General features: G+C 70.2%; 21 protein-coding genes. 6 read left to right on the plus strand and 15 right to left on the minus strand.

Going from position 1 to position 21281, the window contains the following annotated elements:
• The first annotated feature begins 287 nt into the window (after nt 1–287).
• Nucleotides 288–3419, plus strand: coding sequence for a tetratricopeptide repeat protein (locus tag ACIHFB_RS36715; protein WP_400129160.1), 3132 nt, complete (start codon nt 288–290; stop codon nt 3417–3419).
• Nucleotides 3420–4090: 671 nt separating this feature from the next.
• Here ACIHFB_RS36715 and ACIHFB_RS36720 read toward each other — a convergent pair.
• The 3 genes from ACIHFB_RS36720 to ACIHFB_RS36730 all read right to left on the minus strand — a co-directional run bounded on the left by ACIHFB_RS36720 (nt 4091) and on the right by ACIHFB_RS36730 (nt 7673).
• On the minus strand, nt 4091–5509 hold the full coding sequence (locus ACIHFB_RS36720) for a DUF2252 domain-containing protein (RefSeq protein WP_365281496.1): 1419 nt from the start codon (nt 5507–5509) through the stop codon (nt 4091–4093).
• A gap of 233 nt (nt 5510–5742) precedes the next feature.
• Entirely contained in the window at nt 5743–7083 is a 1341-nt protein-coding gene (locus ACIHFB_RS36725) for a hypothetical protein (RefSeq protein ID WP_400129161.1), read from the minus strand.
• Between the two features lie 179 nt (nt 7084–7262).
• A complete protein-coding gene (locus ACIHFB_RS36730) occupies nt 7263–7673 on the minus strand; it encodes a hypothetical protein (RefSeq protein WP_400129162.1) in 411 nt (136 codons plus the stop codon).
• A 412-nt stretch (nt 7674–8085) separates the two neighbouring features.
• Between ACIHFB_RS36730 and ACIHFB_RS36735 the strand changes: the two genes are divergently transcribed.
• From ACIHFB_RS36735 to ACIHFB_RS36745, 3 genes are all read left to right on the plus strand, one after another.
• Nucleotides 8086–8388: a hypothetical protein gene (locus tag ACIHFB_RS36735; protein WP_400129163.1), complete on the plus strand. Its 303-nt coding sequence runs from the start codon at nt 8086–8088 to the stop codon at nt 8386–8388.
• Nucleotides 8389–8427: 39 nt separating this feature from the next.
• A complete protein-coding gene (locus ACIHFB_RS36740; protein WP_400129164.1) occupies nt 8428–8859 on the plus strand; it encodes a DUF6325 family protein in 432 nt (143 codons plus the stop codon).
• Nucleotides 8860–8922: 63 nt separating this feature from the next.
• On the plus strand, nt 8923–9183 hold the full coding sequence (locus tag ACIHFB_RS36745; protein WP_365281513.1) for an SHOCT domain-containing protein: 261 nt from the start codon (nt 8923–8925) through the stop codon (nt 9181–9183).
• 29 nt (nt 9184–9212) lie between these two features.
• On the opposite strand, the gene ACIHFB_RS36750 is transcribed toward ACIHFB_RS36745, so the two are convergent.
• The 9 genes from ACIHFB_RS36750 to ACIHFB_RS36790 all read right to left on the minus strand — a co-directional run bounded on the left by ACIHFB_RS36750 (nt 9213) and on the right by ACIHFB_RS36790 (nt 17819).
• On the minus strand, nt 9213–9533 hold the full coding sequence (locus ACIHFB_RS36750) for a hypothetical protein (protein ID WP_365281515.1): 321 nt from the start codon (nt 9531–9533) through the stop codon (nt 9213–9215).
• Between the two features lie 174 nt (nt 9534–9707).
• On the minus strand, nt 9708–10307 hold the full coding sequence (locus tag ACIHFB_RS36755) for a DinB family protein (RefSeq protein ID WP_365281518.1): 600 nt from the start codon (nt 10305–10307) through the stop codon (nt 9708–9710).
• Between the two features lie 116 nt (nt 10308–10423).
• Nucleotides 10424–11725, minus strand: coding sequence for a phytase (locus ACIHFB_RS36760; RefSeq protein WP_400129165.1), 1302 nt, complete (start codon nt 11723–11725; stop codon nt 10424–10426).
• 127 nt (nt 11726–11852) lie between these two features.
• On the minus strand, nt 11853–13055 hold the full coding sequence (locus ACIHFB_RS36765) for an ArgE/DapE family deacylase (protein ID WP_400129193.1): 1203 nt from the start codon (nt 13053–13055) through the stop codon (nt 11853–11855).
• Nucleotides 13056–13244: 189 nt separating this feature from the next.
• A complete protein-coding gene (locus tag ACIHFB_RS36770) occupies nt 13245–14648 on the minus strand; it encodes an ATP-binding protein (protein WP_400129166.1) in 1404 nt (467 codons plus the stop codon).
• Entirely contained in the window at nt 14649–15365 is a 717-nt protein-coding gene (locus ACIHFB_RS36775; RefSeq protein ID WP_365281526.1) for a response regulator transcription factor, read from the minus strand.
• Nucleotides 15366–15438: 73 nt separating this feature from the next.
• Nucleotides 15439–16026, minus strand: a complete 588-nt coding sequence (locus ACIHFB_RS36780) for an FMN reductase (protein ID WP_365281529.1) — start codon at nt 16024–16026, stop codon at nt 15439–15441.
• The gene (locus ACIHFB_RS36785) at nt 16023–17129 is read right to left on the minus strand and encodes an LLM class flavin-dependent oxidoreductase (RefSeq protein ID WP_400129167.1); all 1107 of its coding nucleotides are present in this window, start codon (nt 17127–17129) and stop codon (nt 16023–16025) included. The genes ACIHFB_RS36780 and ACIHFB_RS36785 overlap by 4 nt, the downstream gene beginning before the upstream one ends.
• A 72-nt stretch (nt 17130–17201) precedes the next feature.
• Nucleotides 17202–17819: a TIGR03086 family metal-binding protein gene (locus ACIHFB_RS36790; RefSeq protein ID WP_365281535.1), complete on the minus strand. Its 618-nt coding sequence runs from the start codon at nt 17817–17819 to the stop codon at nt 17202–17204.
• A 62-nt stretch (nt 17820–17881) separates the two neighbouring features.
• Here ACIHFB_RS36790 and ACIHFB_RS36795 point away from each other — a divergent pair, with 62 nt between their 5' ends.
• Nucleotides 17882–18724, plus strand: a complete 843-nt coding sequence (locus ACIHFB_RS36795) for an AraC family transcriptional regulator (RefSeq protein ID WP_365281538.1) — start codon at nt 17882–17884, stop codon at nt 18722–18724.
• Between the two features lie 6 nt (nt 18725–18730).
• Here the strand turns inward: ACIHFB_RS36795 and ACIHFB_RS36800 are convergent, their stop codons facing one another.
• Entirely contained in the window at nt 18731–19615 is an 885-nt protein-coding gene (locus tag ACIHFB_RS36800) for an NADP-dependent oxidoreductase (RefSeq protein ID WP_365281541.1), read from the minus strand.
• A 125-nt stretch (nt 19616–19740) separates the two neighbouring features.
• On the opposite strand from ACIHFB_RS36800, the gene ACIHFB_RS36805 reads away from it, so the two are divergent.
• Entirely contained in the window at nt 19741–20148 is a 408-nt protein-coding gene (locus ACIHFB_RS36805; protein WP_365281543.1) for a helix-turn-helix domain-containing protein, read from the plus strand.
• Between the two features lie 15 nt (nt 20149–20163).
• Here ACIHFB_RS36805 and ACIHFB_RS36810 read toward each other — a convergent pair whose 3' ends face one another.
• Both ACIHFB_RS36810 and ACIHFB_RS36815 read right to left on the minus strand, forming a co-directional pair.
• On the minus strand, nt 20164–20637 hold the full coding sequence (locus ACIHFB_RS36810; RefSeq protein ID WP_365281546.1) for a MarR family winged helix-turn-helix transcriptional regulator: 474 nt from the start codon (nt 20635–20637) through the stop codon (nt 20164–20166).
• Nucleotides 20638–20697: 60 nt separating this feature from the next.
• Complete coding sequence (locus ACIHFB_RS36815) at nt 20698–21168, minus strand: hypothetical protein (protein WP_365281548.1); 471 nt, start codon at nt 21166–21168, stop codon at nt 20698–20700.
• Nucleotides 21169–21281 lie beyond the last annotated feature (113 nt).

Here is a 21281-nt window from a genome sequence, read left to right on the forward strand (position 1 = left end):
GGCCCGCCAATGTCCTTAGCGCGACACCGGCCATCCACCGCACAACGAGCACGGCCATCCGCCGCCGCAGCCTGGGCGTGTGCCACACGTACCGCGCCTTACGCCAGAGAATGCGCATTGCCTGTCCCATCCATGGACTCGACCAACCAAGCGACCGGTCACACGCCACCTGACCTGTTCGGATCGGGGTTCGGCGAGAAGCAACTTCCGCCGAACTGCAGGTATGTGGTGGTCAGACAGGTACGGAATAGGGTTCGTAGAAGGTTCGGAGCGAACGGGGAATTGGCATGGTGGACATCCCGGCGGCAGCATCGCGCCTGGCCGATGAACTGAGGGCAAGCCGGCGAGCATCCGGGCTCTCGTTCGGTCAGATCATCCAGCAGGGCATGCGGCAGTCTCCGCCCGTCGCCCTAACCAAGAGCACTCTCAGCGCGTGGTTCAGCGCTCAAAGTGTTCCGCGGGCCGGACGCCCTTTCGTCTTCCTGACCGAACTTCTCGAAAGCCGCGCCGGTTCGAAGCCGGGGCCACGGTCTCGCGCTCGGTGGGAGAACCTACGCCGAGCGGCCGAGCAAAGCAGGACCCCAGCTCGCCTCAACGGTGCAGCGCCCGCGACCCGCGCTCAGAAGGAGTATCGCGATAAACCCCGCAACGCAGGGCTCCTGCGCGTAGGTCTGGTCCCGGACACAGCCGATGTACTCGTCGAGCGGGAACATCGTGATGCCCTGGCACACGCTCTGGACGGCCCTGAGGACAGCGACGGCGAGGACGCAGCTGACACAGCCGTTAGAGGGCGCGTCATCACAGGAACCGGAGGGGTCGGCAAATCCTGCCTGGCCGCCGACTACTGCCGTCGTGTCACCGAGGGGGCAGACGGTGGAGTGGACGTGCTGATGTGGGTGACGGCGAACACTACGCCTGCCGTAACCGGTGCCTATGCCCAGGCAGCCCGCGATCTTGAGCTGGTGGACAGCGGCGAGAACACCACTTATGCCGCTGAGCAATTCCTCAACTGGCTCCGTGTAACCGATCGCAGTTGGCTCATCGTTCTCGACGACGTGCACTCCCCCGGCGCGCTGGAGGGACTGTGGGCGCCTCGGCGCACCGCCGGTCGCGGCAGCGTCATCATCACCACGCGCAGCCGCGAGAGAGATCTCGTCATAGCAAGTGGTCATCCGTTCCTGTCTGTTGGCGTCTTCACTCCCAAGGAGTCCTTCACCCATCTGCGCAACACACTGCAACGGGCCGAACCCGCCGACCCCAGTACGGACGCGGAGCTGGCGGGACTCGCCAATGATCTCGGCCATCTCCCACTGGCGCTGTCGCGGGCAGCCGCATACCTCGACTACAACACCTCGTGCAGCATCACCCGTTACCGACACCTGCTCGCGGACCGTCGGCTCACCCTCGAACGACTGATCCCTGCCGTGCGCGGCAGTGTTGCGACAAGCTCACTGGCAGCGCTGTGGGACATCTCCGTCGACCAGGCCGACCAGCACACCGGCATGCTGGCCCGGCCCATGCTCGAACTGGCCGCCGTCCTCGACGGGACTACCGGCATTCCCTCCCCTCTGTTCACCAGCGACGCCGCCCTCGATTGGCTGACCGAGCGCAGCAGAACAGACCGACCCGTCGACGAGTTCGAGGCCGAGCACACCCTGGCGACGCTGGACCGACTTCACCTCATCGATCACACCCCGGGCGAGGGCTGTGATGACGCATGGCTGGTCCGCGTGCACCAACTCATCCAACGTGCCGTGCGCGAGCAGCGACCTCCTGGTTTATCGCCAGACATCCGGGCACAGCGCAGGAACACCGTCCTGCCGGCGGCTGCCCGCGCCCTACTTGAAATCTGGCCCGACACCGCCCACGACCAGGACTACGCACAGCGGCTGCGGGCCAGCGCCCGCTCGCTGGCCACCCATGATGAGGACGGTGAGGGCCACCCCCTGTGGCAGGACGACACCGCATACACCCTCCTGTTCCGGCTGGGCACGAGTACAGGTGAATCCGGCGACATCTCCTGGGCACGCGCCCATTTCGACGCGCTCTGCTCCCTCGCTCACCGGCACCTTGGAGCCGACCACCCGCGCACGCTTGTCGCCCGCGGCGAGCTGTCCAGCTGGCAAAGCCGAGCCGGGGATCATGCCGGAGCAGTCGAGACCCTGGAGAGTCTTGAGGCGGACCACGTCCGGTTGTTCGGCGACGAGGCCCCCGAGACACTCGTGACTCGTCACAACCTTGCAGTCGTGCGGGGTGAGACGGGCGACACACATGGCACCGTAGCCACCCTCACAAAGATTCTCGCTGTCCGGCGGCGCAACGAAGCGGACCGTGGCGCGATACTCGCCACTCTCCACAACCTTGCTTACTGGAAGGGCGTCGCGGGTGACGCAGCAGGGGCTGTTGCCGCCTACCGCGAGCTGATTCCAGTCATGGAAGAGGAGTTCGGTACCGACGCCGACGGCACCCTGACCGCACGCCACAACTTGGCCCGGTGGCAGGGTGAGGCGGGCAACCCCGCCGAGGCCGTGAGCTTGCTAGAAGCGCTGCTACCCGACCAGACACGAGCGCTCGGGCCTCGACACCTGCGCACCTTTACCACCCGGCAGAGCCTTGCCCGCTGGCAGGGAGAAGCGGGCGAGACAGACAAAGCCACCGACGGATATCAGGGGCTGATCTCCGACATGGGTGAAGTCCTGGGCACAGACCATCCTGAACTGCTCGCATCCCGCCACAACTTCGCCCATTTGCAGGCAAGAATCGATCCGACCGCCGCGGCCGAAGACCTCGCCGCCGTCATCGCCGACAGAACCCGAGTACTCGGCCCTCACCACCCAGACACACTCGCCTCCCGACACAGCCACGCCCTGTGCCTGGGCTGGGCGGGAAAGCCCCATAAGGCTGTACAAGCGCTGGAGCAAGTCCTCCGCGACCAGCGACACCATCTCGCGCCTGAAGACTCAGGCACTCTCAGCACCCGTCACAGCCTCGCCATGATGCGTGGCTTTGCAGGAGCACCCCAGGCAGCCATCTCCGCACTGCAAGAGCTCTTCCCCGATCAGGAACGCGTCCTGGGCCCCGGACACCTCCGAACCCTGGCGGCCTTCGACGACCTTGGCCACTGGCAGGCCGCAACGGGCGACGCACAGACGGCAAGCGACACCTACCAGGCCCTGCTGACCCACATCGAACGCCACCTCGGCCCTGATCACGTAGCCACATTGTCGGTACTAGACAAGCTCGCCATGTGGCGCGGACGCGCTGGCCACCCCAGGGAAGCCGTCCGTGTCCTCACCCGGATGCTCACCGACACACGACGCCTCGTAGACCCTGCTCATCCCGTCGTCCCCACCATCAGGAACAACATCGCCTATTGGCTGAATGAGGCCGACATTACGGAACAGCGCCACCGACGCTGAGACACAACCACAGGATCCGGAAGCCAAGGGGATTTCCTGGTTGGTATGGCTGTCGTCGTTCGGGGTTGGCAACGCTTTCGTGTGGTCGAGCATCCCTCAGCAGTTGATGTATCGCACGTTCCTGGGGTCGGCCTAAGCGAACAAGGAGATCGCCGACGGCAGCATCCGCTCCATCAAGCTGGACTGAACCACGGTCCCCCGATCAGGCTGACCGACGGCCCAGCCAAGCGTACGTACCACGCGGGCGACCGGCTATCGAAGGGGAACGCGACGATCATACGAAGGCGCTCCTCCGCAAGCAGGGAGTGTTCACGCGCAACTCGACGACGCGAAGACCCTTTGCTCGGCGGCGGAGCAAGGCGCACTCTGGTGAGGGGGCAGTCCCGAGGGCACATCCAGGGCACATGAGCCTGGGAAACGGCGTGGATCGGTGAGAACTACGGAGAGGTGTTCTCCCTGGTCAGCACACATCACGCCGAGAAACCCCAGGCCATCCCCCCGCCGCTCCCATTCGCTGCACGAGTGGCAGGACTTCAGCCACCGCCTTCATGAGGCGGGGCATCAGCCTTATTGCCTTGTGTGGCCGTGACCTGGGGTTTCGGTGGTTTCGGGCGGGGTCTTCGGGCCCCGCCCTTTTTGGTGCCGGAGAGGGGCCGTCCGACGGCAGCGCCTCACGCCGCCTCAGCCGGAACCCGTCCCGACCGGATGGCCTCGACCAGGGCCTGGTGGTCCTTCTCGTTCTGGTCCGCGTACAGCTCGGCGAAGGTCACGAGGGCGCGGTCGAAGGAGTCGCCGGCGCCCAGGTAGGAGGCGATGGCGATGCGGTCGCCGGAGCGGGCGTGGGCGCGGGCCAGGGTGGCGCCGCAGAGGCGGCCGAACAGGGCCATCCCCTTGGGCACCATCTCCTCGGGCACGGCGATTCCCTTCCAGTCCCGCAACTGGCGTACGTAGAAGTCCCGTTCCCGGCCGTCGATGCCCAGGACGTGCTCCCAGCCCAGGAAGATGTCGCTGGTGGCCTGCATGAGCCGCTGGCCGGCGACGACGCGCTCGCCCTGGTTGCGGTAGCCGCTGCCGCCGACGTAGGGCGCCAGCACCGACTCGTCGGCCTCCTTGGCCTGGAGGAACAGGGGGTCCTCGTCGTCCCTGCCGAGCAGCAGGACGACCCAGCAGCGGGTGCCCACACTGCCCACCCCGACCACCTTGCGGGCCATGTCGGCGACGCGGTAGCCGTGCAACAGGAACCGGCGGTCCGTCTGAAGGGTCTCGCCGTAGTGCTCGATGAGGCGTTTGATCTCCGTCTCCAGCGCGCCGCGTTCGGCGTCCGGCAGCAGGTCCTGGAGCCGGACCAGCAGCGGTGGGTCGGGAGCGATCTGCCGCCGCCCGTCGACGACGCTCGTGAGCTTGCCGAAGACCTGCCGGGTGTCGTGGGCACGGGCCCGCTCAGTGGCGTGCTCCCAGCGCTCGCGCTGCCGGGTGTTGAGCAACTGGCTGAACTGGTGCGCCAACTCGTCCGCGTCGGCATGGGTGTACCAGACCTCGAGATTGCCCATTTCGGCGAAGGCCCGCATGCGTTGGCGGTAGGCACCCACGGCCGCGCGGACCACCGTCGCCCGTTCCTTGGCGCTGAAGCCGTTCGCCCGGCCGGCGATGACAAAGCTGGTGGACAACCGCTTGACGTCCCACTCCCACGGGCCGGGCAGCGTCTCGTCGAAGTCGTTGATGTCGAACATCAGCCGACGTTCCGGAGAGGCCAGCAGCCGGAAGTTCAGCATGTGCGCGTCGCCGCAGCACTGGACCCTGATCCCGGTGCGCGGCGTCTCCGCGAGGTCCGCGGCCATGATGGCGGCGGCCCCGCGGTAGAAGCGGAACGGCGCCTCGCTCATCCTGCCGTAGCGGATCGGTACGAGTTCCGGCACCCGCTTCGCCGACTGGTGCCCGATGGTCTCCACCGGGTCCGTGCGCTTGGGCGGGGGCTGGAACTCGGCGTGACTGGACCGGGGTACGTCCACGCGCGCGGCCTTGCCGCGGGCGACCCGCTGCTGCGGGGTGAGGTGCCGTGTCTCGTCGCCGGAGAATTGGTTCTCGGTCATTGCGGACACGCTCCAAGATCTGGTGGCCGGCGCACAGCGCGTGGGTGGCTCGGCGGCCGCCGAGGTCGTGGGTCGTCCAGCATGACGTCGAGGTCGGTGCCGACCGGGTCGCTGCCGCAACAGGTCGTCCCTGTCCGGCCGCACCTGGCGAAACGGGCGTATTCACCCATTTGCTTCAGCCTATCGCCGCACGGTGTTCCCAGCTACCCGGCCCGGAGCCGCGAACCTGCCGTTCACGTGCCGCCGTCCGGTCGCGGCGGTGCCGCCTGTTCGGCGTCGACGGTGGCGCGGCCGGAGGCGGCGAGGAGCGCGAGCAGCGCGAGTACGGCCAGCAGGATGATGACCAGCAGCAGGATGGTCAGCGCCGTGGGGTGGTTCCAGAGCGCGAAGACCAGGGCCACGATCAGCAGCGCCGCCAGGGCGATCCAACGGCGGTGGGCCTCGACCCAGGTCCCCACCCGGCCGGTGCGGACCTGATGGCCGTACGCCCATACCGCCGCGGAGTCCGCGGCGCGCTCGGAGGTGCCGCGGATGGAGCGCGGGAGTCTGCCGGGGCCGATCAGATAGGCGCCCAGCGCGATGACCACGCCGAGCACGATCGCGGTGCGCAGGCTGACGCGCAGGAAGTGCAGCAGGGTGTCGAAGACGGCCGCCGCCGCGGCCTCCGACTGCACCTGGGCCGGCAGGTGGTCCAGGTAGTAGCGGCGGACGACGACCAGGACGATGGCCACGACCAGACAGGCGAAGGCCGCGCCGAGAGCGGTACGGGCCAGGGCACGGCGGCGTCGGTGGGCCAGCAGCACGCCGGCCGCGCCGATCACCACGACGATCACGGGGAGCCAGTTCCCGATCACGTCCAGCAGATGGGCGGCGTCGCGGACCTTCTCCAGCTGGTCGGACTGGAAGAGCACCATCTGCTTGTCGACGTCGGGGATCTTGGACGCCACGGACACCCCGGCGCCCTCGAGCGCCTTCTTGACCTGGTCGACGGCTTCGCCGACGTCGAGGGTGACCGTCCCCCCGTTCACACCCACGGCGCCCCGGCCCTCACCGGTGAGCGCGTGCACGACGGCGGCGTGGGCGTCCCGGTTGGCGTTCGTCCAGATCCGCTCGAACCGGTCGCTGGTCACGAAGCGCGTGGCCACCTTGTCGACCGTGTCGTTGACCGCGGCGTCCAGCTGCGGGCCGAGCCCCTTGACGGCCTGCGCGGCCCGCGGCGGCAGGCCCTGCGACTGGAGCCAGGCGGCGATGTCCGCGGCGGCCTGGCTGCCGTTCACCCGTACGTCGGCGGCATGCGTGATGCGCCGGACCGCCGCGTCCTCGATGGCGGGATCCGAGGCGAGCGGCGAGACCGTCTCCACGTAGCGGTCGGTGTCCAGCGCGATGTCGTGGACCCACACCGTGAGCAGCGCGACCGGCACCAGGATGCAGGTGAGCACGATGAGCACCGCCGAGACGGTCTTCCGTGCGATACGGACACCTGCGGAACCGCGCCCGTGTCCACCCCCTGCCGCATCACCCGCCTCCCCCTTCGGAGCGTCACCGGGCTCGGACAGCTCGTGCGGACCGGTCATGGGGCGCTCCTGGGCTTCAGGGTGGTGTGCCTCCATTCCCGCCGCTGCACGCCGTATCGGCACGCCCGGATGGACCGTATGGGCGTGATGCGTGTGGTGCGCGTGATGCGCCTACGTCCATCAGTGATCGGGATCGGCAGCCGCCGCGCCTCGGCACGCCCCCGAGCTGCCGCGACGAGCTACGCGTCGCGCTTGACCACGCACAGCGCCCAGATGACGAATGCGTACAGCGCGATCAGGGTGATCGACCACACCGGGTAGTACGGGATGGACAGGAAGCTCGCGATGAGCAGCAGCGCGGCGATCCCCACGCCGACGACCCTCGCCCACACGGCCGCCGAGAACAGGCCGAAGCTCACCAGGACGGCCACCGCTCCGAGGATCAGGTGAATCCAGCCCCAGCTGGTCAGGTCGAACTTGAAGACGTAGTTCGGGGTGGCGACGAAGACGTCGTCATCCGCGATGCCCATGATGCCCCGGAAGACGGCGAGAACACCGCCGATGAAGAGCATCACGCCGGCGAAGATCACCAGGCCGCCCGCAGCCGCCATGGATTTTTGCGATCGACGGGGAGTAGCAGTTGTCGTCATGGCCATCCCTCGATTCCTTCCGAGCCGCAGGCTCGCAGCTCCTCTCCTCCATGCTGCGCCGATCGAGGGAATGGGACCAACAGGGCGAAATAGGGTGAGGCGGACCGGCACGTCGGGTGCCGCCCAGGCGTGCCCCAGTCACCTCCACGGCGTGTCCCACTCACCTCGTATCTCGATGGCGCTGCGTCAGGAGCCCCGGTGGCAGCCGCCCAGTTGCAGATCTACGATGAATGTGTGCTGCATGCGCGGCAGGCCGGCACCCGGACTGCCCTGTCGGCCGTAGGCCGAACCGGCGCGTGCCATGCCCCTTGTGGAGCGGACTGCCCGCGAAGGCCCGCCCGCCCGGCGTACCGCGCACCTGCTCCATCCGCCGAAACGTCCAGCCCCTCGGCGGGAAGGGAGGACAGGCACGATGCCAGTCGAGTTCGAACCGACCGGCAGGCCCGACCTCACCACGGGCAGGGGCGCACCTGGACAGGCCGAGCTCTACGTCGACCGCCTCCTGGTCGGAGCCGCCGAGTTCCCGGTGAGCACCCCCATCATGTTCAACCCCGGCGGGATGACCTGCGGCGCCAACCCGGGCCAGCCGGTCACGCCCGACTACCCCTCGCCCTTCCGGTTCACCGGCACGATCCACACGGTGACCATCGACCTCTCGGGCGAACTCATCACCGATGCGGACAGCGAGATGCGTATGCACATGGCGCGGCAGTGAACAGGCTTCCTCGGACCGGACAGTGAGTGAGGGATGGACATGGGCGACGCCGTGAACGAGATAGGACCGATCGACTACCTGGTGGTCGAGTTCCCCGGCAGTCACATGACGGGCGAGGGACTTCCCCTGCTGGTCGATCTGGTCGACCGGGGCATCATCCGGATCATGGACCTGGTGTTCATCAAGAAGGAGCTCGACGGCTCCGTCGTCGCCGTGGAGATCGCCGACCTGACCGGGGACGGGAAGGCCGACCTGGCCGTCTTCGAGGGCGCTTCCTCCGGCATGCTCGGCCAGGACGACATGGAGGAGGCCGCCGCCGTACTCCAGCCCGGCGACTCCGCGGGCATCCTGGTCTACGAAAACCTGTGGGCAGCGCCCCTTGCCGCGGCGCTCCGGCGCGGTGGCGCTCAGCTGGTGGCCGGCGGACGCATCCCGGCCGAAGCCGTCCTGGCCGCCCTCGACGCGGCCTGACCGGCCTCTTCCTGACCGGATCGACCCCTTTCACCAGAACCTGCGACACCAGGGAGAGGAACCATGCCAGGTCTGATCCGCGGAGTGGCGCGCACAGCCGTCGTCGCCGGAACCGCAACCGCCGTCTCCAACCGAGTGTCACGCCGCCAACAGGGCCGCTGGGCCCAACAGACCACCCCCGAACAGCCCGCCCCGCCGCCCCCGCCGGCCAACGCCGCGGACAGCACGCTCGCCCAACTGAAGGAACTCGGCGAACTCAAGACCCAAGGGGTGCTCACCGACGCGGAGTTCGAGGCCCAGAAGCGAAGGATTCTGGGCTCCTGACCGCATCCTCAACGCCCGTCGTGGGATCGTCAGCCCCGCCCCGCCAGCACCCCGAGTGCCGCCTCGGCCGAATCCTCCGGCCGCTCCCGCTCGCCGACGCCCACCTCGACGTACCGGGTTCCGCTCGCCGCGTGGCGTGCGCGGACCGAGGGCACGGGCTCTTCGGCGCAGGGGACGATGGCCACGATGCCGTTGCGGGCCAGTACCTCGGCCATCAGGCCGATGCGTTCGGCGTCGGTGTCATGGTCGTTGAGCCGGTCGAGCACCTCGACCCGGCGCTGTTCGGCCAGCAGGCGTTCGGCCAGCGCGTAGCCGGTCGCGCGGCGGTCGGCGACCGATGGCCCGGTCACCCACACCGTCGCTCCCGGACACGTACATCGGCACTTCACATCGGACATGTCGCTCAACATGGATACCCCCAGAGACGCAGCGCCGCCGGAACCTCACGCTCCCATTGGGTGCTTGACCATACTGTGGCCTGTCCCTGGTTTCACCATGGGGAGCGGATGAGATTCTCCTGAGCGTTACGCGCCCCTGTCGGCTTCCTGGGCCGCGCGCTCCAGTCGGCCTCGATGGTTGTCCCAGAAAGCCGCATCGCCGGGCGGCATGCTGTCGTTGCCCTTGTTCATGCCGACGGCGCCGTCCGTGAGTTCCCGGATGATGTCGGCGTGCCCGGCATGCCGGTGCGTATCGGCGATCACGCGAACCGCGGCATGGTGCAAGGTCACCTCGTCCCGGCCGCTGGGCCACCACGGCACCCTGCCGACCGTGTCCAGCGCCAGCGCGTCGATCGTCGCGTCCGCGTGCGCCCACGCCCGGCGGTAGAGCGCCACGATCTGCTCGCGCGACTCGTCGGCGGTGGCCCACATGTCCGCATTGGGCTCGGCACCGTCCTCGACCCAGGGCAGCGGCTCGCCGGACGGTCGCCCGAAGGTGTCGCCGAGGTAGCCCAGCTCCATGGTGGCGACGTGTTTCACCAGGCCCAGGAGGTTCGTGCCGGTCGGCGTCCGCGGGCGGCGGATGTCGTACTCCGAGAGTCCTTCGAGCTTCCACAGCAGGGCGTCACGGGCGGACTGGAGGTAGAAGCGGAGGTCGGCCTTGGCGTTCGATTCCGGTGCGGTCATGGGCCCAGTCTGCTGCGCACGCGATCTTTGTTCACCGGCTTTTCCGTGCGGTCGTGCGGTCGTACGGCCGCCGGAAGGCACCCGGCGGCCGCATCCGACCTCACGGCCCCACGACCTCACATGTCGGCGGCGTCCACCACCGCGCCGAGGTCGACGAACTTGAAACCGGTGGCCGTACGGTCCTCCACGCCCGGGGTCTCGTCGCCGTCCTGGACGACGAGCAGACCGCGCGGATAGCGGTTGCCCAGCGGGGCGTTGCGGATCGCGGCGCCGTCGCACTCCTCGACACTGTCGAGCGTCGACGACGCGGCGCCGACCTTGAACCCGCCCTCGTACTCGTTCCGCTCGCTGACCTCACGGTCGTACAGGGCGAAGGTGTTGTCGCCCTGGCTGGAGGCGAGGAGGTAGCCGTCGCCGTCCCGCTCCTGGAAGAGCGTCAGCCCCTCGACGTCGGCCGACAGATGCTTGCCGCCGAAGCCGGGGTCGGCGCCCGGCGTGCACTCCTCGGTCGCCTCGTCGTACGTGCCCGGGACGCCGTACTCCTTGGTCTTGTCCATCAGGACGGGCTTACCGGTGAGGTCGGCGCGCAGCCGCCAGATGCCGATGTCCTCCTGTCCGGCGTACAGCGTGCCGGTGGCCGGGTCGACGACCATGCCCTCGACCTGCGGGAGTTCACCGGGCTCCAGGCAGGGGCTCCAGGCGGTGCCGTTCGGCAGGCGGAAGGAGGCGGGGAGGTCGAGGGTGCGGACCTTGCGGTAGCCGACCTTGCCGTTCGCGGCCGGGAGGAGTTCGAGGAGGGCGAGGCGGGTGCGTTCCCGCTGGCTGACCAGGGCGTACGTACGGCCGCTGGCCTTGTCCTTCCAGGTGGCCAGCCCGTACGTGGTGCGCTGGTCGTTGATCTCGCTCTGGTCGGCGGAGAACACCGGGGCGGCCGCCGGGTCGGTGATGTCCGTGAGCGGGGCGCCGGGACGGGAGGCGTCGATCCGGTAGATCCGCAGCCGGTCGTTGCCGCGGTCGCTGACCACCGCGACATCGGCCCGGCCGGCCGAGGTGCGCAGACCGGTGACGAGGTCGACGTTGTTGTACCGGCCCGGCGCGTCGTCCGCCGACGGCGGCTTAGGGGCGGCGATCGACTGCACCAGCCGCGCGTGGAGGTCGTAGACCCGCAGGCCGCCCTCCTTGGCGGTCGCCATGACGAGGCTGCGCCCGGGGTCCGCGGGGTTCCGCCAGATCGCCGGGTCGTCCGCGTCGGCGTTCCCGCCGGCCTCGTCGTCGAAGAGCGGGGCGGACTCGCTGCGCGCGGTCACCACCGGCAACTCGGCCTCGGCGCCCGCGGGGGACGCCGCGAGGAGGGTGGCCAGTGCGGTACCGGCGGCGAGGGCGGCGGCTCTGCGTGCGGCGCGGTGCGTCGTTCTCACAGGCGCTTCCTTAGATGTCGTCGGGGTGTCGGGGACGTGCCGAACCGATGGTGCGTGGGGAAGTTGGCGCCCAGAGGTACGGGGCCTGTCCGGGAGGCATCGCCGGTGACCGGCCGTCAGGGCAACCTCACTTCACCCCCACCGTCCGCAGCACCCCCACCGCCAACGTCCGCGCCACTTCCACCACTTCCCGCACGGACACGCACTCCCGCGCACTGTGCGCAACGGCGATGTCCCCCGGCCCGAACTGCAACGTCGGCACCCCGGCCCCGGCATACAGCCGCAGATCACTGCCGTACGGCGCCCCGCGCTCCCGCAGCCCCGAACCACCGCCCACCGCATCGGCGTACGCGGCACGGATCACCTCCGGCAGCGGATGCCCCTCCGCCAGCCGCCCGCTCGCGAACTGCCCGCCCGGCCACGTCACCGTCGCCGGATGGTCCCGCAGCCAGGGGTCGGCGGCGCAGGCCTCGGCAACGCGGCGTTCGAGCACGGCCCGCGCCTCGGCGGGATCCTCCCCCAGCCGCACCCCCAACCGCCCCTCCGCGACCAGCAGATCGGGCACGCTGCTCGCCCAGTCGCCGGAGTGGACGGTGCCGACGGAGAGGGCGTACGGGATCGGATACTCGGCCATGAGCGGGTCCGGATCGATGTTGCGGGCGGCCTCCAGCCCGGCCAGCGCCCGGTGCAACGGCAGATACGCGTCGATCGCGCTCACCCCCTGATCCCGGGAGCCGGCGTGCGCCGCCTTGCCGGGCACGGCGATACGGAAGGTCAGCGCGCCGGCGTTGGCGGTGACCAGGGTGCCGCCGGTCGGCTCGGCGATGACGCAGACGTCGCCGCCGTACCCCCGCTGCAACGTGCCGAAGGCGCCCAGCCCGCCGTCCTCCTCGCCGACCACGAAGTGCGCGGCCACCTGCCCGCGCAACCGCACCCCGCTGACCCGTATCGCCGCCAGCACGGCGAGATGCGCGGCCAGCCCGGCCTTCATGTCGCAGGCGCCGCGCCCGTGCACGAGATCTCCGGTGACCCGTGGCACGAAGGGGTCGCCCTCCCAGGCGGCGAGATCCCCGGGCGGTACGACATCGACGTGCCCCTGCAACACGAACACCGGCCCGTCACCCCCGTCCGCCGTCCGCCCGACCAGCCCCCACGCCTCCTCACGCGGCGCCTCCGAGCCGGGGAAGTCAGGGTGCGCGCGGAGCGCGGGAAGGTCCATCGACCACAGGTCCACGTCCAGTCCCAGCCGCTCCAGCCGCCCGGCAAGGTGATGCTGAATCTCCGACTCGGCCGCACTCCCGGTCACACTCGGGATCGCGATCAGCTCCATCAAGGTCCGGGCGAGCCCAGCCTCATCAATCTCGGCAACCACCGAGGCCTCTTCACGACTCAACACGCGGGCGGCTCCTTACACGAAGGGTGAGGTAGCGCCCCAAAGGGGCGCGGGGAACTGCGCGACCAGCCCCATCAAACCCGCAGCCGCACCGCGACAGAAAGCCCCGAGCTGGAAGGCGCACCGTCACCCCCGGTCCCGCCCACCCACCGTGAACCCGATCACCGACCCCCCACCCTCCCGCCGAAAGGCAAACGGCGCCCCCCCATGCGCCAGCGCAACCTCCCGCACGATCGACAACCCCAGCCCGGACCCCGGCAGGGACCTCGCATCCGCGGCCCGGTAGAACCGGTCGAAGATCCGCATCAGATCCTCGTCCGCGATCCCCGACCCGCGATCGAGGATCTCGACCCGGATCGTGCCGGGCCGGGCGGGCCCTGAGACGGCGATCTCGATCGGCGCCGACCCCTCCCGGTCGAACTTCGCCGCGTTCTCGACGAGATTGGACAGCGCGCGTTGCAGCATCGCCGGCCGCCCGTCCGTCGTGGTGTCGCCGCTCGCCCGCACCACGACCTCCCGCGAGGTTCGCCGTCGCGCCAGCCCGGCGACGTCCTCGGCGATGTCGGCGAGATCGACGCGCTGCGGCGGTTCCGTGTCCGACTGCCCGGCCGCCAGGTCCACCAACTCATTGACGAGATCGGTCAGTTCACGCGCCTCCTGACCGAGGTCGGCGACCAGCTCGTCCCGCGCGTCGGGCGGCAGTTCGTCGATGCGCCTCAGCAGGGAGATGTTGGTACGGAGCGAGGTCAGCGGCGTCCGCAGTTCGTGCCCCGCGTCCTGCACCAGCCGCCGCTGGTCCTCCTCGGACTGGGCGAGGCGGCCCAGCATGCGGTCGAAGGCGCGACCGAGGCGGCCCACCTCGTCGTAGCCGGTGACGGGGACCTGGATGCCGAGCCGCCGGGTGCGGGCGACGTCCTCGGCGGCGGAGGTGAGGATGACGAGGCGGCGGGTGATGCGGCGGGCCAGCCACCAGCCGAACAGCCCGGCGGCGACGACGACCGCGGCCATCAGGATCAGCGTCCGCTGCTGAAGCGCCCGCAGCAGATCCTCGGTGTCGCTGAACTCCTGCGCCACCTGCACCGCACCCCGCCCGCCGCCGAGCGCGACGGTGGCGACCCGGTACACGTCGTTCCCGACGTCGACGTCCGCGTGCTCGGTCAGCGCCCCGGCGGTGGAGCGGGCGGCGATCCGCCGGTCGGCGTCGGTGACGGGCAGCCCCGGGCTCCCGGGGTCGACGACGGCACCGTCGGGCCCCAGCACCTGCACATCGGTCCGGGCGGGCCGCACGAGGTCATGTCCCGGCGCCGACGACGAGAAGTCGTCCGGCGTCATCCGCTCCTCTTCCAGCGTGTCCCGCAGATCCTGCACGACCTCGTCGAACACGGTCTGCTGGTCCACGCGGACGAGCCGGGCGGCGGCGCCGTACGACAGGATGCCGACCAGGACGGTGACCGCGGCGGTCACGGTCGCGAACGACAGGGCGAACGTGGTCCGCAGCGACAGCAGCCGCAGCCGCCGGGGCCGGACCATTCAGTCCTCCCGCAGCACGTAACCCACGCCCCGCACCGTGTGGATCAGCTGCGCCGCACCCGGCTCGTCGAGCTTGCGGCGCAGATAGCCGACGTAGACGGCGAGGTTCTTGGAGCCGGGCCCGAAGTCGTAGCCCCAGATCCGGTCGTAGATCGTGGAGTGGTCGAGCACGATCCCGGCGTTGCGCACCAGCAGCTCCAGCAGCTCGAACTCGGTGCGCGTCAGCTCCAGCTCCCGCTGCCCACGCCAGGCCCGCCGCGCCTGTACGTCCATCCGCAGACCGGCGGCTTCCAGGAGCCGCTCGGGAAGCTGCGGCTCCGCGGCCTTGGCCGGCACCTCGACGGGGGCCGTACTGGTCCTGCGCAGCAGTGCTCGCAGCCGCGCGAAGACCTCCTCGACGTCGAACGGCTTGACGACATAGTCGTCGGCGCCCGCGTCCAGTCCCGCGATGCGGTCCTGTGTCTCCACCAGCGCCGTCAGCATCAGGATCGGCGTCCGGTCGCCCTCGGCCCGCAGCACCCGGCAGACCTGGAGGCCGTCGATCCCCGGCATCATCACATCCAGCACCAGGACGTCCGGCGGGGTGCGATGCGCCTGCGCCAGCGCCTCCACCCCGTCGGCGACCGCGGTGACCTGGTAGCCCTCCAGAGTCAGGGCCCGTTCCAGGGCATGACGGATGGCGCGGTCGTCTTCGGCGAGCAGAACAGTCTGGGGCACCCGTCCATAGTGGCAAAGCGCGGGGATCGTACGACCTGATGAGCGGGTCAGAACGGTCCTTCTTACTTACGTCTCACCCTGCCGGGCGCAGCGCCGCGAGCTGCTGCTCGAACGGAACGATCTCGTCCGCCGCGGGCCGCGCCGCCTTCGGGGCCCCGGTCATCAGCCCGGCCAGCTCCCCGGCCGCCCGCTCGATCCGCCCGTCGAGGCCCTCCGCGCCCCAGTCCTCCGAGGCCGCGTACACGGCGGTCGGGACGACGATGGCCCGCAGGTAGGAGAAGAGCGGGCGCAGGGCGTGCTCCAGGACGAGCGAGTGGCGTGCGCTGCCACCCGTGGCGGCGATCAGCACCGGCTTTCCGGCGAGCGCCTCCGGATCGATCACGTCGAAGAAGGACTTGAACAGTCCGCTGTACGACGCGGAGAAGACGGGGGTGACGACGATCAGCCCGTCCGCCCCGGTCACGGCGTCGATCGCGGCGGACAGGTTCCGCCCGGGGAATCCGTTGGTGAAGTTGTGCGCGATCTCGACGGCGAGTTCGCGCAGCTCCACCACCTGGACCTCCGCGGCGGCCCGTGCCGCGGTCGCCTTGGCCAGCCGGTCGGCCAGCAGGCGGGTGGACGACGGGACGCTCAGCCCCGCCGAGACGACGACGAGCTTCATACGGTGGTCACCTCGTCCGAAGCGGCACCGGCGGTGGCGGTGGCGAGCAGGGAGGCGTGGGTCGGCGCGTCCGGCACGGACTCCGGGCGCCCGGCGGCGAACTCCTTGCGCAGCACCGGCACGACCTCCTCGCCCAGCATGTCGAGCTGCTCCAGCACGGTCTTCAGCGGCAGCCCGGCGTGGTCCATCAGGAACAGCTGGCGCTGGTAGTTCCCGGCGTAGTCGCGGAAGCCCAGCGTCTTCTCGATCACCTGCTGCGGCGAGCCGACGGTCAGCGGGGTCTGGTCGGTGAAGTCCTCCAGGGAGAGCCCGTGACCGTAGACCGGCGCGTTGTCGAAGTAGGGCCGGAACTCGCGGACGGCGTCCTGGGAGTTCTTCCGCATGAACACCTGCCCGCCCAGCCCGACGATCGCCTGCTCGGGCGTGCCGTGCCCGTAGTGGGCGTACCGGGTGCGGTACAGCTCGACCATCTGCTTGGTGTGGTCGGCCGGCCAGAAGATGTTGTTGTGGAAGAAGCCGTCGCCGTAGTACGCGGCCTGCTCGGCGATCTCGGGCGAGCGGATCGAGCCGTGCCAGACGAAGGGCGGTACGCCGTCCAGCGGGCGGGGCGTGGAGGTGAACCCCTGAAGGGGCGTGCGGAACTTCCCTTCCCAGTTCACCACGTCCTCGCGCCACAGCCGGTGCAGCAGGGCGTAGTTCTCGATGGCGAGGTTGATGCCCTGCCGGATGTCCTGCCCGAACCAGGGATACACCGGACCGGTGTTGCCGCGGCCCATCATCACGTCCACGCGACCGTCCGCCAGCTGCTGGAGCATCGCGAAGTCCTCGGCGATCTTCACCGGGTCGTTGGTGGTGATGAGGGTGGTGGAGGTGGAGAGCACCAGCCGCTCGGTCCGCGCCGCGATGTAGCCGAGCATCGTCGTCGGCGACGAGGGCACGAAGGGCGGGTTGTGGTGCTCGCCGGTCGCGAAGACGTCGAGTCCGACCTCCTCGGCCTTCAGCGCGATGGCGACCATGGCCTTGATCCGCTCGCGCTCCGTCGGCGTCCGGCCGTTCGTCGGGTCCGGCGTGACATCGCCGACGCTGAAGATCCCGAACTGCATGATCGCTCATCCTCCAGGTTGTTGACTGTTCAACTATACCCGGAGAACGGCACCCCGGTGCCTCCTATTCCCTCACACCACCGGGGCCCAGTGCGGGTCCCGCCCGGTCGCCGCGAGCAGCCGCTCGAAGGGCGACGCCCCCTCCTCCACCGGCACCGGGTCCGCGAACACGCCGGTCTTCCGGGCGGTCGGCGCGAGCCCGGCGACCGTGCCCGTCAGCTGCTCCACGACCGGCTCCGCCCAGCCCTGCACCGGATACGGCTGCCCCGTGGCCCGCGCCAGGTCCCACACGTGCACGGTCAGATCGAGCAGCGCCATCGAGCCGACCAGCCTCGCGGGCATCTGCCACGCCCCGGCCACGCCCTCCTCGGCGCCCGGCGCGGACCAGGCCGCCACGAGCCGGTCCGCCTCGTCCGCGAACCGCTCGCGCCAGTCGGGACCCGCGGCGACCCGGTCGGGGGTCGAGGCGAAGTCCGACTCCCCCTTGGCGGCCAGCTTCTGGAACTCCACGACCACCTGGAAGAGATGGTTGACCAGGGACTTCACGTCGTACTCGGCGCACGGCGTGGGCTCGGCGAGCGCCGCGTCGGGCACCGCCGTCAGCACCGGAACGGCCCGGTCACGGGCCATGCCGAGCAGCTCGCCCACGCCGTACTTGCTCTCCTGCATGCTCTGGCTCTCGATGTCCATACTCCGACCGTAGGGACGTCAGGGCCTGCCCCGCTTGAACAAACGCGACGTACGATCCGGCCATGGCCGCACCCCGCCGCGACACCCGCGGGATCGTCGACCCGGCAGCACTGCTGACCCGTGTGCGGTTCCGCCGCCACCGGCCCGCCGAGCCGCTGCGCCGGTACGTCGAGACGTACTGGTTCATCGACTGGGACCTGCCCGAGCCCTACGCCTCACACGTCGTCCCGCACCCCTCCGTGAACCTCACCTTCCAGTGGGACGGGGCCGACATGGAGGAAGCGCCGCCGTACGGCGAGGTGACCGGCATCCCGCTCGGCCTGTTCACCAGGAAGCTGACCGGGCGCGGGCGGGTGTGCGGGGCGAAGTTCCGCCCCGGCGGCTTCCGCCCGTACGCACCCGGGGCACCGGCGTCGCGCTGGACGGGCCGCGCGCTGCCCGCCGGGGAGGTGTTCGCGCGGGCCACGCCCGACACGGCCCGCTCGATCGTGACCCCGGCCGACGACGGAGCCCGGCTGACCGCCCTCGACGCCTTCCTTCTCTCCCTCGCCCCCGAGCCCGACCCACAGGCCGACCTCGCCATGGACCTCGTCCAGAGCATCCGCGCCGACCGCACCGTGCGCCGCGTCGGCGACTTCGCCCACGCGCAAGGCCTCTCGGTGCGAGCGCTGCAACGGCTCTTCTCGGCGTACGTCGGAACCACCCCGAAGTGGGTGATCCTCCGCTACCGCATCCACGAGGCCCTGGAACTCGCCGGCGCCCGACGCGACGTCGACTGGTCCGCCCTCGCCGCCGACCTCGGCTACGCCGACCAGGCCCACCTGGTGCGGGACTTCACCAGCACGGTCGGCGTCCCGCCGGCGGCGTACGCGGCGAGCGCGCGCACGGACGGCACCGCGGACTGACGCGGCCTACGGGACCAGCACGATCCGCCCCCGCACGCCGCCCTCCGCGAGCCGCGCGTGCGCCTTGGCCGCCTCGTCCAGGCGGTACGTCTCGGCGACGCGGAGCGTCAGCACCCCCTCGTCCACGAGCGCGGCCAGTTCCGCGAGGCGCGCACCGTCGGCGAGGACCCCGAGTTCGGCGACCCGGATGCCGCGCTCGGACGCCGGGGCGGTCCCGGGGATGACGCCGACGTACGCGCCCCCGTCCCGCACCCGCTCCAGGCCCGCCCTGCCGAGGATCGCCGCGTCGAGCACGGCGTCGAAACCACCGTCGTCGACGCTCGTGAAGCGGGTCGCCCCCAGGGACCGTACGAACTCCTCGTCCGCCTGCCGGGCCAGCCCGGTCACCGATATCCCCCGGTGGGCGGCGAGTTGGACGGCATACCCGCCGACCGCACCCGCGGCGCCGGTCACCAGCAGAGACCGGTCCGGCGTCAACTCCATCAGATCCAGGGCCTGTACGGCGGCCAGGGCGTTCAGCGGCAACGTGGCCGCGTGCACGGCGTCGACGCCCGCCGGTGCCTTCGCCACCGCGTCCGTGTCCACGACCACGTACTCGGCGTGCGTGCCCAGCGCCTTCACCGGGCCGTGGTGCAGGGCGACCACCTCGTCGCCGGCGCTCCACGCACTGCCCTCACCCGTCGCGTCGACGGTCCCGGCGACATCCCAGCCGAGGCCGATCCGCTTGCCCCCGCCGCCGAAGACGCCCGCGCGCGCCCCGGCGTCCACCGGGTTCAGTGCGGCCGCCGCGACCTTGATCCGCACCTGCCGCGCGGCCGGCTCCGGCACCTCGGTCTCCACGACCTCCACGGCCTCGGGCCCACCGAAGGTCGTCACCACAACAGCTCGCATGACTGAAATCTCCCTGTGTGTCATTGTTCGACGAGGTATCTCCCTCGCTGAAACAACACTAGGAAGAGCTACTCTCTATTGGTAAGTAGTTACCTGAAGGTGCGTACCTATCCAGGAGGTGAGCCATGGCGACCAAGACCGCGGCCCAGCGGCGCGAGGAAGCCCGCGTCGAGTACGACGCGTTCCTCCGCGACTGCCCCACCCACCAGCTCGTCGACCGCATCAGCGACAAGTGGGTCTGCCTGGTCATCGCGGCCCTCTCCACCGGGACCATGCGCTACGGCGACCTCAGCCGCAAGATCGCCGGAGTGAGCCCCAAGATGCTGACGCAGACGCTGCGTTCACTGGAACGCGACGGCATCCTCTCCCGCACGGTGACCCCGTCCGTGCCCGTCCGCGTCGACTACGAACTCACCCCGCTCGGCACCGGCCTCGCCCACGTGCTCACCGCGGTGAAGGACTGGGCGGAGACCCATATCGAGGAAGTCCACGAGGCACGGGAGCGGTACGACACGGACAGCCCGAGCAGCTAGGGCCTGTGTCGAGCCCTAGACCTTCCCGGCCCGCAGCCGCGCGACCTGCTCCCCACTGAACTCCACCGTCCGCCTCATATGCCCGATGATCAGGGCGAGTTCGGCCTCGTCCAGCTCGTCGAAGAGGGCGGACCAGCCACCGCTCAGCCGCTCCCACATCCGCCCGAACTCGGCGCTCTTCTCCGGCACGGGCGCCACCAGCACCCGCCGCCGGTCACCCGCGTCCCGCTCCCGGACGACGTACCCCGCCTTCTCCAGCCGGTCCACCAGACGCGTGGCCGACCCCGTGGTCAGCCCCGTGAGCGCCGCGATCCGGCCCGTCGTCACCGGCCCGCCCTCCAGCGTCAGCAGGTTCAGACACTGGAGGTCGGTGGGGTGCAGCCCGATGCGGTCGGCGACGGCCTGGTTGAACAGCGCGTACGAGGCCATGTAGCGGCGGGACACCGCGGACAGCTCGTCGAGCAGCCGCTCCCGTGCGTCGCCCGTCATGCCACCCGCCCTTTCGTCTGCGCCGCGCAGAGATCGTACGACGCAGAAGTCGCCGTACATCTAGAAGTAGTACTCGTCCCCCGTGTCCAGGACCAGCACCCGCTGCCGGTCGTTGTCCCGGTTGCGGTCCACCGTCCCGCCGTTCCACACCGTGTCGATCTCCAGCAGCACCTCGGACGGCGTACCCCGCAGCCCGACCCGCAGACTCATCTGCTTACCGAGCTTGTCCGCGGACAGTGCCCCGACCCGGCACACCACGTCCTTCTCCCCGGCCCGCGCACACCCGCCCGGCAACGTCTGCGCGTCGGCGAGCGGCGCCGACCAGTGCAGCTGCACCGAGGCGTCGGAGACGGCGGACGGCCCGTGATTGCGCGGCGTGAGCCGTACGTCGACCCGGCCGGCGGCCATGGACGCGGCACCGTGATAGGCGAGGTCGGCCTCGGGGGCCTCGTCGGCGACGGCGAGCGGAGCCGCGCCGCCGATCATCATCAGGGCGGCGCCGCACGCCGCCAGTACCCGCGTCGTTCTCATCCAGCCGACTCCTCTGCTCCACGGTGGTCGTACGGATGTATCCCCCGTGGAGCCGTCCACAGGCGCCGTCCAACAGGTGACGCGAACCCCGGAATCGGTGCATGCGAAGCTGC

The organism is Streptomyces sp. NPDC051963, assembly GCF_044593495.1.
Taxonomy (GTDB): Bacteria; Actinomycetota; Actinomycetes; order Streptomycetales; family Streptomycetaceae; genus Streptomyces.